At 59.3% G+C, this 13,938-nt stretch carries 11 protein-coding genes and 1 riboswitch; of the genes, 3 read left to right on the forward strand and 8 right to left on the reverse strand.

Features of this window, described 5'->3' with window-relative positions; genetic code table 11:
- Positions 1-9: 9 nt before the first annotated feature.
- Positions 10-504, reverse strand: a complete 495-nt coding sequence (locus tag JFU37_RS24860; protein WP_201119698.1) for a DUF934 domain-containing protein — start codon at positions 502-504, stop codon at positions 10-12.
- Positions 488-2,146, reverse strand: a complete 1,659-nt coding sequence (locus tag JFU37_RS24865; protein WP_201119699.1) for a nitrite/sulfite reductase — start codon at positions 2,144-2,146, stop codon at positions 488-490. The genes JFU37_RS24860 and JFU37_RS24865 overlap by 17 nt, the downstream gene beginning before the upstream one ends.
- A gap of 524 nt (positions 2,147-2,670) precedes the next feature.
- Here JFU37_RS24865 and JFU37_RS24870 point away from each other — a divergent pair.
- Positions 2,671-3,756, forward strand: a complete 1,086-nt coding sequence (locus JFU37_RS24870; RefSeq protein WP_201119700.1) for an ABC transporter substrate-binding protein — start codon at positions 2,671-2,673, stop codon at positions 3,754-3,756.
- Between the two features lie 7 nt (positions 3,757-3,763).
- On the opposite strand, the gene JFU37_RS24875 is transcribed toward JFU37_RS24870, so the two are convergent.
- Together JFU37_RS24875 and metH are read right to left on the reverse strand one after the other, a co-directional pair.
- Complete coding sequence (locus JFU37_RS24875) at positions 3,764-3,982, reverse strand: DUF2970 domain-containing protein (protein ID WP_201119701.1); 219 nt, start codon at positions 3,980-3,982, stop codon at positions 3,764-3,766.
- Between the two features lie 143 nt (positions 3,983-4,125).
- Complete coding sequence (gene metH, locus JFU37_RS24880; protein WP_201119702.1) at positions 4,126-7,836, reverse strand: methionine synthase; 3,711 nt, start codon at positions 7,834-7,836, stop codon at positions 4,126-4,128.
- Between the two features lie 156 nt (positions 7,837-7,992).
- Here metH and JFU37_RS24885 point away from each other — a divergent pair, with 156 nt between their 5' ends.
- Positions 7,993-10,290, forward strand: a complete 2,298-nt coding sequence (locus JFU37_RS24885) for a fatty acid cis/trans isomerase (RefSeq protein ID WP_201119703.1) — start codon at positions 7,993-7,995, stop codon at positions 10,288-10,290.
- A gap of 232 nt (positions 10,291-10,522) precedes the next feature.
- Complete coding sequence (gene nfuA / locus JFU37_RS24890) at positions 10,523-11,107, forward strand: Fe-S biogenesis protein NfuA (protein WP_007898222.1); 585 nt, start codon at positions 10,523-10,525, stop codon at positions 11,105-11,107.
- A 144-nt stretch (positions 11,108-11,251) separates the two neighbouring features.
- On the opposite strand, the gene cobM is transcribed toward nfuA, so the two are convergent.
- The 4 genes from cobM to JFU37_RS24910 all read right to left on the reverse strand — a co-directional run bounded on the left by cobM (position 11,252) and on the right by JFU37_RS24910 (position 13,399).
- Complete coding sequence (gene cobM, locus JFU37_RS24895; RefSeq protein ID WP_201119704.1) at positions 11,252-11,998, reverse strand: precorrin-4 C(11)-methyltransferase; 747 nt, start codon at positions 11,996-11,998, stop codon at positions 11,252-11,254.
- An 83-nt stretch (positions 11,999-12,081) separates the two neighbouring features.
- A complete protein-coding gene (locus JFU37_RS24900; protein WP_201119705.1) occupies positions 12,082-12,495 on the reverse strand; it encodes a cobalamin biosynthesis protein in 414 nt (137 codons plus the stop codon).
- The gene (locus tag JFU37_RS24905) at positions 12,492-13,196 is read right to left on the reverse strand and encodes a CbtA family protein (RefSeq protein ID WP_201119706.1); all 705 of its coding nucleotides are present in this window, start codon (positions 13,194-13,196) and stop codon (positions 12,492-12,494) included. Before JFU37_RS24905 ends, JFU37_RS24900 begins: the two co-directional genes overlap by 4 nt.
- Positions 13,197-13,207: 11 nt before the next feature.
- Positions 13,208-13,399 (reverse strand): CbtB domain-containing protein, encoded by a 192-nt coding sequence (locus tag JFU37_RS24910; RefSeq protein WP_201119707.1) that lies wholly within the window; start codon positions 13,397-13,399, stop codon positions 13,208-13,210.
- A 121-nt stretch (positions 13,400-13,520) separates the two neighbouring features.
- Positions 13,521-13,749, reverse strand: a riboswitch (cobalamin riboswitch).
- Positions 13,750-13,938: the final 189 nt, after the last annotated feature.

Below are 13,938 nucleotides of genomic sequence, written 5' to 3' on the forward strand. Positions count from 1 at the left end.
GTTTGACCATCAGCGGCGACGGAACAGCGGCAGCGGTTCGTCGGTGGCGGCCTGATAGGTCACGGAGAAGTCCTTGAGACCTTCCAGTGCTTCGTATGGATCTTTATCGGCGCGAATGGCAAATGCGTCGAAACCGCAACGATGCAAGTAGAACAGTTGGTCGCGCAATACATCGCCGATCGCCCGCAGTTCGCCTTTAAAACCATAACGGTCACGCAGCAGGCGGGCGTTGGAGTAGTTGCGACCGTCGGTGAAGGCCGGGAAGTTCAAGGCGATCACCTTGAACTGCTCGACGTCATCACCGATTTCTTCCGCTTCTTCATCGGCGTCCAGCCACACGCCCAAGCCGCCATCGCGGGCCTTGAGCATACGGCTGTGTTCGCGCCACAACTGCAGCGGGACGATCAGATCGTCGCAGTTGCTGATCTCGTCGATATTGAAATCCTTGGGCAGCAAGTGCCAGGTTTCGTCGACGACCTCGTTGTTCTTAATTATTCGCTGCATAGACGCGCTCCTTGAAGAGGTCGATGCCAATACGCTGATAGGTGTCGATGAAGCGCTCGTCTTCGGTACGTTGTTCGATGTACACGTCGATCAGCTTTTCGATCACGTCAGGCATGGCGTCCTGGGCGAAGGACGGGCCGAGGATTTTGCCCAGGCTGGCGTCGCGACTGGCGCTGCCACCCAGGGAAACCTGGTAGAACTCTTCGCCTTTTTTGTCCACCCCGAGGATGCCGATGTGGCCGACGTGGTGGTGACCACAGGCGTTCATGCAGCCGGAGATGTTCAGGTCCAGTTCGCCGATGTCGAACAGATAGTCCAGGTCGTCGAAACGGCGCTGGATCGATTCGGCGATCGGGATCGACTTGGCGTTGGCCAGGGAGCAGAAATCGCCGCCCGGGCAGCAGATGATGTCGGTCAACAAGCCGACGTTCGGCGTGGCGAAGCCTTGCTCGCGCAATTCGCCCCACATCGCGAACAACTGACTCTGTTCAACGTCAGCCAGAATGATGTTCTGCTCGTGAGAGGTGCGCAGCTGACCGAAGCTGTAACGATCGGCCAGGTCGGCAACGGCATCGAGCTGCTTGTCGGTGATGTCGCCCGGTGCAACACCGGTCGGCTTCAGGGACAGGGTCACGGCTACATAACCCGGCTTCTTGTGGGCCAGGGTATTGCGGCTGCGCCAGCGCGCGAAACCCGGGTGTTCTTTATCGAGTTCGGCCAGCGCCAAGGCCTGGTTGTCCAGGGACTTGTAGTCCGGGTCGACGAAGTGTTTGGCGACACGATGCACTTCGGCGTCGGTCAGCGTGGTCTGGCCACCGCGAAGGTGTTCCATTTCCGCGTCGACTTTTTGGGCGAAGACTTCAGGCGTCAGGGCTTTGACCAGAATCTTGATCCGCGCCTTGTACTTGTTGTCACGACGGCCATAGCGGTTGTAAACGCGCAGGATGGCGTCGAGGTAGCTCAACAAGTCTTGCCACGGCAGGAATTCATTGATGAACGCGCCCACCACCGGCGTACGGCCCAGGCCGCCACCCACCAGCACACGGAAACCCAGTTCGCCGGCGGCGTTGTGCACTGGCTCAAGGCCAATGTCATGGACTTCGATGGCGGCACGGTCGGAGGTCGAACCGTTGATGGCAATCTTGAACTTGCGCGGCAGGTAGGCGAATTCCGGGTGGAACGTCGTCCACTGGCGGACAATTTCGCACCATGGGCGCGGATCGATCAGCTCGTCGGCGGCGACGCCGGCGAACTGGTCGGTGGTGACGTTGCGCAGGCAGTTGCCACTGGTCTGGATCGCGTGCATTTGCACGGTGGCCAGTTCAGCGAGAATGTCCGGGATGTCTTCCAGCGCCGGCCAGTTGAACTGGACGTTCTGCCGGGTGCTGATGTGGGCATAGCCTTTGTCATAGTCGCGGGCAATCTTGGCCATCATTCGCGTCTGGCGCGAAGTCAGTTGGCCGTAAGGCACCGCCACCCGCAACATCGGCGCGAAGCGTTGGATGTAAAGCCCGTTTTGCAGGCGCAGCGGGCGGAATTCTTCTTCGCTCAGCTCGCCTGCCAGATAGCGTCGGGTTTGATCACGGAACTGCTTGACGCGGTCCTCGATGATCCGCTGATCGTACTCGTCGTATACGTACATATAAGTCCTGTTCTCAGGCTTGGGCCGGTCGGATCCAGCTGCGTTTTTGACTTGCTGAAGTCTCGATACTGCCTCGGCAATTCTGCGCGCACGGCCGCGCACTCCCAACGGAGCCGGGGCAAGATACCAGTTTGGAGTTATGCGCAAAAGTGATGTTTGAGTATATGCAAAGAACCAAAACGACTATCGACAACTATTAGTGCTAAACCCGTATTTGTGGTGCGGGCAATCATCGTCTTAACTGTGGTCGAGTCTTTATGCAATCACCGATAAAACCGACAAGAGGCGATGCAATGAGCAACCCATCCAAAGCAACAAAACCCGATAGCACAGTCGATGCTTGGGCGATTCTGTTTCTGATCATTCTGGTCGTGGGGACAGCGGTATTCTGGGTCAGCCATCAATAACCGACCCGCGCCCGGGCCCGGTGCCGACGATTGTCGGACAAAAACCGGAATAAACGCCGATTTTCCACACTTCGCTGGCTATAATGCGCGGCGAATTTGCGGGGGCTCGGGCGATCAATGTTGAAGTTTTTCTATGGTGTATTACTGGCGCTGGGTATGGTCGTGGGACCTTGTGCCCAAGCAGCGTCGGTGTTGTTCCTGAATCCGGGAAACACCAAGGAAGCGTTCTGGGTCAGCTACTCCCAGTTCATGCACGCTGCCGCGAAGGACCTGGGCATGGAGCTGAGCATTCAGTATTCCGACCGGGTCACTGAAACGACCGTCAAGCAGGCCCGCGCAGCCCTGCAAGGGCCAAACCGGCCCGATTATCTGGTGTTCGTCAACGAGCAATATATTGCCCCCGAAATTCTGCGCCTGGCCAAAGGCAGCGGTGTGAAGCTGTTCATCGTCAACAACGCCCTGACCCCGGACCAGATGAAGCTGCTGGGTGCACGGCCTGACAAATATCCCGATTGGGTGGGTAGCCTGGTGCCCAATGACGAGGAGGGCGGCTATTTGATGCTCAAGGAGCTGATCCGCCAGCACGGACCGGTGCCCTCGGGTCAGACAATGGAACTGCTGGCCTTTTCCGGTTTGAAGATCACACCGTCCGCGCAATTGCGTGAGAAGGGCTTGAGGCGGGCCTTGGCCGAGCACCCCGAAGTGCACCTGCGCCAGTTGGTATACGGCGGCTGGAACCGCCAGCGGGCCTATGAGCAGGCCAAGCTGTTGTTCAAGCGTTACCCGCAGACCTCGCTGATCTGGACGGCCAATGATGAAATGGGCTTTGGAGTCATGCAGGCCTTTGTCGAAACAGGCGGCGTACCCGGTAAGGACGCACTGTTTGGCACGATCAATACCTCGCCGGCAGCATTGCAGGCGTTGCTGGACCATCGGCTGAGCGTGCTGCTGGGCGGGCATTTCAGTCTGGGTGGTTGGGCGCTGGTGCAGTTGCATGACTACGATCAGGGCGTGGATATCAGCCAGTACGGCGGCCGAGACCGGCAGGTCCCGTTATTGCAGTTGATTGATCGCGAGCAAGCGAAGCGGTTGCTGGCGATGGGGGCGGCGCAGGATTTTGGCGTGGACTTCCAAAAGCTATCGGCCAAGGGCAAGCCGGCGTCGTATCGCTACCCGTTCAGCCTGCAAACGTTGATGCACTGAGTCGCCGTCAAACCCCGGCCAGGTGCAGCACCAGTTTCACGATGCCAAACAGCATCAGGGCGAACACCGCCGTAAACAGAATCCCCAAAATCACGAAATGACTAGGCTTGCCGTGTGTGAAGTCCCGGGCCCGATTCTTTCCGCTTTGCACGCCGAACGCCGCCGCCATGACACTGTGCAGCATCTGCCAGAAGCTGGGTGGCTTGTTGTCGACCGGGTCGTCCATAAATCCCTCGTCACCAATGTGTGAACCGTAAGCATAGACAATCCACAACAAAAGATCGCAGCCTGCGGCAGCTCCTACAGGGTTAGGTGTACACCCGTGTAGGAGCTGCCGCAGGCTGCGATCTTTTGATCTTGCTTGTGATTTTAGTTGTCGTAACCCAGATTCGGGGCCAGCCACCGCTCGGTCACACTCAACTCCTGCCCTTTACGCGACGTATAGCTCTGCACTTGATCCTTATCGATCTTGCCCACGGCAAAGTACTGCGCCTGTGGGTGAGCGAAGTACCAGCCGCTGACCGCTGCCGCCGGGAACATCGCGTAGTGCTCGGTAAGGAACACACCGCTGCGCCCGGCATGCATTTCGCTCGCTTCAGGGTCGAGCAAGGCAAACAGCGTGCCTTTCTCGGTGTGGTCCGGGCACGCCGGGTAGCCCGGGGCAGGGCGGATGCCGGTGTATTGCTCTTTGATCAGCGCTTCGTTGTCGAGCGTCTCGTCCTTGGCGTAACCCCAGTAGTTTTTACGCACCTGCTGGTGCAGCCACTCGGCGCAGGCCTCGGCCAGACGGTCGGCGAGCGCCTTGACCATGATCGAGTTGTAATCGTCGCCGGCGTCCTGATAGGCCTTGGCCACTTCTTCGGCGCCGATCCCGGCGGTGGTGATGAAACCACCCACGTAGTCGGTCACTTCGCTGTCCTTCGGTGCAACGAAGTCGGCGAGGGAAAAATTCGGTTTGCCGTCGGTCTTGATGATTTGCTGGCGCAGGTGATGCAGCTTGGCCAAGGGCTTGCCGTCATCGCCGTAGACTTCAATGTCATCGTCGCGCACCTGATTGGCCGGCCAGAAGCCGAATACGGCACGGGCGCTGATCAGCTTCTCGTCGATCAGCTTGGCGAGCATTTCCTGAGCGTCGGCGTACAACGCGGTCGCGGCTTCACCGACCACTTCATCCTCGAGGATGCGCGGGAACTTGCCGGCAAGGTCCCAGGAGATGAAGAACGGCGTCCAGTCGATGTACTCGGCCAGAACTTTCAGGTCAATGTTGTCCAGCACTTTGGAGCCGGTGAACGTCGGCTTGACCGGCTCATAGGTGCTCCAGTCGAACTGCGGCTTCTTGGCGATCGCAGCCGGGTAGCTCAGGCGTTCAGTACGGGCGCTGCGATTGGCAGTGCGCTCGCGGACTTCGATGTACTCCAGGCGGGTCTTCTCGACGAACGCCGGTTTCAATTCCTTGGACAGCAACTGGGTCGCCACGCCGACGGCACGGGAGGCGTCAGTCACGTAGATCACCGCATCGTTGCTGTACTTCGGCTCGATCTTCACCGCCGTGTGCGCCTTGGACGTGGTCGCGCCACCGATCATCAACGGCAGGTGGAAATCCTGGCGCTGCATCTCGCGGGCCACGTGGACCATTTCATCCAGCGACGGCGTGATCAAACCGGACAGGCCGATAATGTCGCACTTCTGCTCTTTGGCCACTTGCAGGATTTTTTCGGCCGGCACCATCACACCGAGGTCAACGATGTCGTAGCCGTTACAGCCGAGCACCACGCCGACGATGTTTTTGCCGATGTCGTGCACGTCGCCTTTTACCGTCGCCATGAGGATCTTGCCCTTGGCTTCCGGTTTGTCGCCTTTTTCCAGTTCGATGAACGGGATCAAATGGGCCACGGCCTGCTTCATGACGCGGGCGGATTTCACCACTTGCGGCAGGAACATTTTGCCGGCGCCGAACAGGTCGCCCACGATGTTCATGCCGGACATCAGCGGGCCTTCGATGACTTCGATCGGGCGCGCGAACGACTGACGGGATTCTTCAGTGTCTTCCACGATGTGGGTGGTGATGCCTTTGACCAGCGCATGCTCCAGACGCTTGTTGACGTCCCAGTTACGCCACTCTTCGGTCTCGGCTTCCTTGACGCTGCCGTCGCCCTTGTACTTGTCGGCAATGGCGAGGAGGGCATCGGTGCCGTGCGGAGTTCGGTTGAGTACCACGTCTTCGACCGCGTCGCGCAGTTCAGCCGGGATCTGGTCGTAGATCTCCAGTTGGCCGGCGTTGACGATACCCATGGTCAGGCCGTTACGGATCGCATACAGCAGGAACACCGAGTGAATCGCTTCGCGCACCGGGTTATTGCCACGGAACGAGAACGAGACGTTGGACACGCCGCCCGAGGTCAGGGCGTACGGCAGCTCGTCGCGGATATAGGCGCAGGCGTTGATGAAGTCCACGGCGTAATTGTTGTGTTCTTCGATGCCGGTGGCCACGGCGAAGATGTTCGGGTCAAAGATGATGTCTTCCGGCGGGAAGCCGACTTCGTTGACCAGAATGTCGTAGGAGCGTTTGCAGATTTCTTTCTTGCGCGCTTCGGTGTCGGCCTGGCCGGCTTCGTCGAAGGCCATTACCACGACAGCGGCGCCGTAGCGCTTGCACAGTTTGGCGTGATGAATGAACTGCTCGACACCTTCCTTCATGCTGATCGAGTTGACGATGCCCTTGCCCTGAATGCATTTCAGGCCGGCTTCGATCACTTCCCACTTGGAGGAGTCGATCATGATCGGCACGCGGGAGATGTCCGGTTCACCGGCAATCAGATTGAGGAAGGTCACCATGGCCTTCTTCGAATCGAGCATCCCTTCGTCCATGTTGATGTCGATCACCTGGGCGCCGGCTTCGACCTGCTGCAGGGCGACTTCCAGGGCTTCGGTGTAGTTGTCTTCACGGATCAGGCGGGCGAATTTGGCGGAACCGGTGATGTTGGTCCGCTCGCCGACGTTGACGAACAGCGAGCTGCGGTCGATGGTGAACGGCTCCAGGCCCGACAGGCGGCAAGCCTTCGGGATCTCCGGAATTTCACGCGGCGCGTAACCGGCGACGGCTTTGGCGATGGCTTCGATGTGCCCCGGCGTGGTGCCACAGCATCCGCCGACAATGTTCAGGAAGCCGCTTTGAGCAAACTCTTCGATGACCTTGGCGGTTTCCGCCGGCAGTTCGTCGTACTCGCCAAATTCGTTCGGCAGGCCGGCGTTCGGGTGCGCGGAGACGTGGGTGCCGGCCTTGTTCGACAGCTCTTCCAGGTACGGACGCAACTCGCGGGCGCCGAGGGCGCAGTTCAGGCCGACCGAAATCGGTTTGGCGTGAGCCACGGAGTTCCAGAAGGCTTCGGTGGTCTGGCCGGAGAGGGTGCGGCCGGAGGCGTCGGTGATGGTGCCGGAAATCATGATCGGCAGTTCGATGCCCAACTCTTCGAACACGCCTTGCACGGCGAAGATCGCGGCTTTGGCGTTCAGGGTGTCGAAAATGGTTTCGATCAGGATCAGGTCGGCGCCGCCTTCGATCAGGCCTTTGGCGGCCTCGGTGTAGTTTTCCACCAGTTCATCGAAAGTTACGTTGCGATAGCCGGGGTTGTTCACGTCCGGCGACAGCGAACAGGTGCGGCTGGTCGGGCCGATCACGCCCGCGACGAAACGCGGCTTGTCCGGGGTTTCCAGGGTCTTGGCGTCGGCCACCTTGCGCGCCAGCCGTGCGCCTTCTACGTTTAACTCATACGCCAGGCCCTGCATGCCGTAGTCAGCCAGGGAAACCTGGGTAGCGTTGAAGGTGTTGGTCTCCAGAATGTCGGCGCCGGCGTCCAGGTAAGCTTTTTCGATGGAGCCGATCACGTCCGGGCGCGTCAGCACCAACAGGTCGTTGTTACCTTTGACGTCGCTTGGCCAGTCGGCAAAGCGTTTGCCTCGATAATCCTGCTCTTCGAGCTTGTAGCTCTGGATCATCGTGCCCATGCCGCCATCGAGAATCAGGATGCGCTCTTTGAGGGCGTGCTTGAGAGCTTGAAGGCGAACACTGCGATCGGACATTTGGACTACTCGGAAAGACCATGACGAAGGGCCGGGATGATAGCAAACCTGTGCGGTTTTAGAGCATGTCCCGGTTTTGCATGAATATCGCTCATGTTGGTGGGCGGGTCAGATGGGTAGAATCGCGGCGTTTTTTCAGGAATCAGGACCAGGGACATGTCGTATCGCGTCATCACCGGCATTTTTATGCTGCTTTTAAGCTGGGGTGCCACTGCGCAAGGTCCGGCCATTTCCTCTGCAATTTCCTACAGCCGCGACATCCAGCCGATCTTTACCGAAAAGTGCGTGGCCTGCCATGCCTGCAATGACGCCGCCTGTCAGCTCAATCTGGGCAGTGGCGAAGGTGTGGCGCGCGGCGCGACGAAAATCCCGGTCTACGACGGCCAGCGCAGCACCGCCGCGGCGCCGACCCGGCTGTTTTATGACGCCTTCGGCAAGCACGCCTGGCAGCAAAAGGGTTTCTATCCCGTGCTCGACGCCCAGGGCAGTCAGGCCGCGTTGATGGCGCGGATGCTGGAGCTGGGCCACAAAACCCCGTTGCAACCCAATGCCAAGTTGCCGGAAGACATCGTCCTGGGTCTGAATCGGGAAAATATGTGCGCCATGCCCGCGGAGTTCGACGGCTACGCCAGCGCCCACCCGAAAGAAGGTATGCCGCTGGCGGTCACAGGACTGACCGATCAGCAGTACCAGACACTGCAACGCTGGCTGGCGTCCGGTGCGCCGATTGATGAGCAAGGTCTGGTGCCTTCCGCGAGAGAAGCGTTGCAAGTGGTGCAATGGGAAAACCTGCTCAATTCCCCGGGTGCCCGGCAAAGTCTGGTGGGGCGCTGGTTGTTCGAGCATTGGTTCCTCGCCCATATTTACTTCAAGGAGGGCGAGCCGGGGCACTTCTTCCAGTGGGTCCGTTCGCGCACGCCGACCGGGCAGCCGATCGACCTGATCAACACCCGTCGCCCGAACGACGATCCGGGCATTCAGGTTTATTACCGTTTGTGGCCGGTGCAAGGCGTGATCGTGCAGAAAACCCACATCACGTACCCGCTGAGTGCGCCGAAGATGGCGCGGATCAAAAGCCTTTTCTACAACGGCAATTGGCAGGTCAACGCCTTGCCGGGTTACGGGCCGGAACGTCGGGCCAATCCGTTCGCTACATTCGAGGCAATCCCGGCCCAGGCGCGTTACCAGTTCATGCTCGATAACGCCGAATACTTCGTGCGCACGTTCATTCGTGGCCCGGTGTGCCGGGGGCAGGTCGCCACAGACGTGATCCGCGACAACTTCTGGGCACTGTTCCAGGCGCCGGAGCACGACCTTTACATCACTGACCCGAACTACCGTGGCAAGGCCACGCCGCTGCTGGCAATGCCGGGGCAGAACGACGACGTCGGCAGCGTCCTGAGCCTGTGGCACGACTACCGCGACAAACGTAACGAGTACGAAGCACTGCGCCGCGACAGCTACGCCGATGCACCGGCGCCGAGTTGGTCGACGTTGTGGGCGGGCAACGATAACGCTTTGCTAAGCATTTTCCGGCATTTCGACAGCGCCTCGGTGAACAAGGGCCTGATCGGTGACGTGCCGCAAACCCTGTGGCTGTTCGACTTTCCGCTGTTGGAGCGCACGTATTATCAGTTGGTGGTCAACTTCGACGTGTTCGGCAACGTCTCCCATCAGGCGCAGACACGCCTGTACTTCGACTTGATTCGCAATGGCGCCGAGCAGAACTTCCTGCGCCTGATGCCAGCCGATTCCCGGGACGGTTACCTCGACGATTGGTACCAGAGCAGCGGCAAATTCAAGATGTGGCTCGATTACGAGGCCATCGATGACGACAAACCGACGGCGCTGAAACTTGACGAGAAAGACCCGAAACGCGACTTCGCCCTGCAGTTGCTGGTCCGTTACGGCGAACTCAATGCCAAACCTGATCCGATCAATCGCTGCGACGGCGCGTATTGCTCGCGACCGAACATCGACCCGGATTTGCAACGTGCCGAACAGGCCCTGAGTCGTCTGACGTCGCGCCCGGCTGCGGGCCTTAGCGTCATCGATCAACTGCCTGAAGCGACGATGTTGCGAATCGAAACCGCGGGTGGCAAGCGCGGGGTCTACAGCCTGTTGCGCAACCGCGCGCACAGCAACGTCGCGTTCCTGCTGGGTGAATCGCTGCGTTATCAGCCGGGGCTCGACACACTGACCATTTTCCCGGGCGTGCTCAGCAGCTATCCGAACTTTATGTTCAACATCCCGGCCGATCAGGTGCCGGCATTCGTGGATGCGATGGAAAACGCGAAGGACGCCAATCGCTTCGAGAAAATCGTTGAGCGCTGGGGCATTCGCCGCAGTCATCCACAATTCTGGTTTTACTTTCATGACCTGAGCAAATACGTCCACGAGACGGACCCGGTGGAAGAGGGCGTGCTGGACATGAATCGCTACGAGAATCTTTGATCGCGGGCTGGTGTCGCCGCCGAACCCTTGTAGGAGCGAGCTTGCTCCGGGCGGCGTTCCGACGATGGTGTATCAGCAGCATTGATGGCGACTGACACACCATCGCGAGCAAGCTCGCTCCTACAGTGGGTTTTCGGTGATTTTCCATCTGGCTCTTTCCCGACAAAAATACTAGGACTTTGTGCGCGGCGATGATTGGCGTAAACTGCGCCCAAGCCTGCGAGGAGTTTCCATGACCGCTATTACCATCACTGACGCCGCCCACGATTATCTGGCTGATCTGCTCTCCAAGCAGAACACCCCAGGCATTGGCATCCGCGTCTTTATCACCCAGCCTGGCACCCAGTACGCCGAAACCTGCATTGCTTATTGCAAGCCGGGCGAAGAAAAACCTGAAGACACGGCGCTGGGGCTGAAAAGCTTCACTGCTTACATCGACTCGTTCAGCGAAGCGTTCCTGGACGATGCGGTAGTCGACTACGCCACCGACCGTATGGGCGGCCAGCTGACCATCAAGGCGCCAAACGCCAAAGTACCGATGGTCAACGCCGACAGCCCGGTCAACGAGCGCATCAACTATTACCTGCAAACCGAGATCAACCCGGGGCTCGCCAGTCACGGCGGTCAGGTCAGCCTGATCGATGTGGTCGAAGACGGCATTGCCGTGCTGAAGTTCGGCGGCGGTTGCCAGGGCTGCGGCCAGGCCGATGTCACCCTGCGTGAAGGTATCGAACGCACGTTGCTTGAGCGTATTCCCGAGCTCAAGGGTGTACGTGATGTGACTGACCACACGCAGAAAGAAAACGCCTATTACTAAGGTGTTCGCTGCGAAATGAAAAAACGGCACCCGTGAGTGCCGTTTTTTTATGGGTGAAGATTTAAAAGATCGCAGCCTTCGGCAGCTCCTACAGGGGAATGCATACCCCCTGTAGGAGCTGCCGAAGGCTGCGATCTTTTGATTTTAAGGTCTGTAAAGATGCGCATGCCCCGCGCGGTACAGCGACGACTCGCTAAAATGATCACTGCCCAGCACCCGACCCACCAATATCAACGCCGTGCGCCGAAACCCCTTGGCTTCAACCTTCCCGGCAATGTCCTCAATCGTCCCCACCACCCAATCCTGATCCGGCCACGTCGCCCGATGAATCACCGCAATCGGACAGTCGGCGCCGTAATGCGGCAGCAATTCGGCGAGGATCTTCTCCAGATGATTCACCCCCAAATGAATCGCCATGGTCGCTCCGTGTTGCGCCAGACTGCCCAGTTCTTCACCGGCCGGCATCGCGGTTTTGTCGGCGTAGCGGGTCAGGATTACGCTTTGCGAGATGTCCGGCAGTGTCAGTTCTGCGCCCAATAGCGCCGCGCAGGCGGCCGTTGCCGTCACGCCGGGAATGATTTCAAACGGAATATCGAGTTCACGCAGGTAACGAATCTGCTCGCCAATCGCGCCATACAGGCTCGGGTCGCCGGAATGGACGCGGGCCACGTCCTGGCCGTTGGCATGGGCGGTCTTGATCAGTTCGATGATCTGTTGCAAATGCAACTCAGCGCTGTTGACCACGCGTTCGGCACGGTGGCCTTCCAGCACGGCGGCGGGCACCAGGGAGCCTGCGTAGATGATCACCGGGCAACTGCGAATCAGCCGTTGGCCTTTGACGGTGATCAGCTCCGGGTCGCCGGGACCTGCGCCAATGAAGTAGACGGTCATCGTCGGTTCCTGTGAGAAAAAGGGGCTGGGCAAGGCTTCAGATGAAGATTGCTCATGATCGAAGGCGAGGATTATCGAGGATTTTACGCAGGCCCGGCTAATGCCAAGGTTGCCTGGGCATATTTTTGTCGCGCAATCAGCAGCTTTGCCGGCGCCTGAGCCAGTTGTTCGGCCAGGGCCAGGGCGGCACTTTCTGCTACGCCGTAGCAGCCGGTGCGCTCGAACGCGATCTGTGACTGGTGGCTGAGTTGCGGTTGATAACCCGCCAATTGTTCGCTGCTGAAAAACATCACCTGTAACCCAAGTTGCGTGGCCAGTTCGGCCAGGCCAGGTTCATCGCGCTTCAGATCGATACTGGCCAGGGCCTTGATCTCGTGAAGTTGGATTTGATGAGCCTGTAACGCCTGATCGAGTAGCGCCCGCAGCGTGCTGACAGGGCAGCCGCGCTGGCAGCCCAGGCCGACCACTAAAGTCGGCGCTGTGCGGGTATCAGTCATGCGTGGTAGTGGCCATCGCTTTTGCGGCGGAACAACCAGGCGCTGATCAGGCCCAAGGCCAGCCAGAATCCCATGTTGGTCAGCTGCGAAGCGATTTTGAACTGAGCTTCCAGGGCTTCCGGCGCGAGCATAGAGTGCACTTCCGGTTGCGGCGCGCCAATCACGTGCGGAACGGCCAGGATCGCCACACCCAGGGCTTTCATCAGCCAATGACGACTGAATACGATCAGCGCGATACCGACAGCGGTGGAGGCGGCGGTGCCAATCCACCAGATCTGCCGTTGCGCCAGATCGGCAGCGACCGTGCCTGGCAGTTCAGGCGGCAGACCCAGTGTGGGCGCCAGTACGAATGTCGCATAACCGGCCAGACCCCAGAGCAAGCCCTGAGAGGTTTTGGTCGGAGCGCGCAAGGTGTAGAGACCGGCGAGCATCAGGGCAAAACCGACGGCAACCACCAGGTTGCCGCCCGTGGTCGACAGCACACGCTGCCAGCCGTCTTCCGGCTCCCAGGCCTCTGCATCATGGGTGTGGCCGGCCATGGCGGCACCGGCGTGTTCGTGAACTTCAACGGCTGGCGCGGCTTTCTCATAGGTTTCCGCCTGAAGAATCAGCGGAGCCACCCAAAAGCTTTGCAGCAAGGTCAGCAGCAGGGCGGCCAGTAGCCCGGTAAAACCTGCGGTTTGCGCAATACGCTTGATCATGTCAGCAGGTCTCAATGGCACGGGAAGGCGGAACTGTGACGGGTATCGTGCGCGGCGTTGTGCACCGCTTCGATGTGCGAGAAACCGGCGAAGTACACCAGGCACGCGCCAAGAATCGACGCACACACGGCGGCGGTCAGGCGTTGGCTCAGGGTCGTGGTGCTGCTGGCGGTGCTGTGGTCGGTGCTGCTGATAATCGACATGGCGCTTCCCTCTGGTCTGTCAGCGGGTGGATAGAGCGCATGGAAAACCCCTGCGAGACGGGCACGCAGACGTTCAAACAGCGCCCGCCCACCGCGGGTTTGTTATGTCAGTGAACGTAATCGTCACTTTGTGTTGCGGGCCGGTCTCCGGGCTCACGAGGGGCTTTGGCGTCAGCCGAAGCCTGCAAGAATCACCTTCCCATGCCTAACTGCTGGCACAGTGGATTTGATTCTTCACTCGCTTACCGTTGCGGGGGCAGCACCGGACTGACATGGCTTTAGAGTAAAGCACATGATTCACCGGTTTCCCGTTTCACCCTGTGAAGGGCACCCGTAACAAGGTGCGTAGGAGAGCATGGGTGGGCGTCAATTGGCAAGGTTTCTCACTTGGCTCGTTGATTCTTTGTAGGAGCTGCCGAAGGCTGCGATCTTTTGACTTTGCTTCTTAAAATCAAGATCAAAAGATCGCAGCCTTCGGCAGCTCCTACAGAGGTAGTGAGCAGGTCACGATAGGGGCAGTGAACAGGTCACGATTGACC

It is taken from the genome of Pseudomonas sp. TH41 (assembly GCF_016650695.1).
In the GTDB taxonomy this organism is placed as follows: Bacteria; Pseudomonadota; Gammaproteobacteria; order Pseudomonadales; family Pseudomonadaceae; genus Aquipseudomonas.

Bases quoted from the DNA above. Each gene is read 5' to 3' on its own strand.
- JFU37_RS24860 (WP_201119698.1), bottom strand. From the start codon at position 504: ATGCAGCGAATAATTAAGAACAACGAGGTCGTCGACGAAACCTGGCAC.
- JFU37_RS24865 (WP_201119699.1), bottom strand. From the start codon at position 2,146: ATGTACGTATACGACGAGTACGATCAGCGGATCATCGAGGACCGCGTC.
- JFU37_RS24870 (WP_201119700.1), top strand. From the start codon at position 2,671: ATGTTGAAGTTTTTCTATGGTGTATTACTGGCGCTGGGTATGGTCGTG.
- JFU37_RS24875 (WP_201119701.1), bottom strand. From the start codon at position 3,982: ATGGACGACCCGGTCGACAACAAGCCACCCAGCTTCTGGCAGATGCTG.
- metH (WP_201119702.1), bottom strand. From the start codon at position 7,836: ATGTCCGATCGCAGTGTTCGCCTTCAAGCTCTCAAGCACGCCCTCAAA.
- JFU37_RS24885 (WP_201119703.1), top strand. From the start codon at position 7,993: ATGTCGTATCGCGTCATCACCGGCATTTTTATGCTGCTTTTAAGCTGG.
- nfuA (WP_007898222.1), top strand. From the start codon at position 10,523: ATGACCGCTATTACCATCACTGACGCCGCCCACGATTATCTGGCTGAT.
- cobM (WP_201119704.1), bottom strand. From the start codon at position 11,998: ATGACCGTCTACTTCATTGGCGCAGGTCCCGGCGACCCGGAGCTGATC.
- JFU37_RS24900 (WP_201119705.1), bottom strand. From the start codon at position 12,495: ATGACTGATACCCGCACAGCGCCGACTTTAGTGGTCGGCCTGGGCTGC.
- JFU37_RS24905 (WP_201119706.1), bottom strand. From the start codon at position 13,196: ATGATCAAGCGTATTGCGCAAACCGCAGGTTTTACCGGGCTACTGGCC.
- JFU37_RS24910 (WP_201119707.1), bottom strand. From the start codon at position 13,399: ATGTCGATTATCAGCAGCACCGACCACAGCACCGCCAGCAGCACCACG.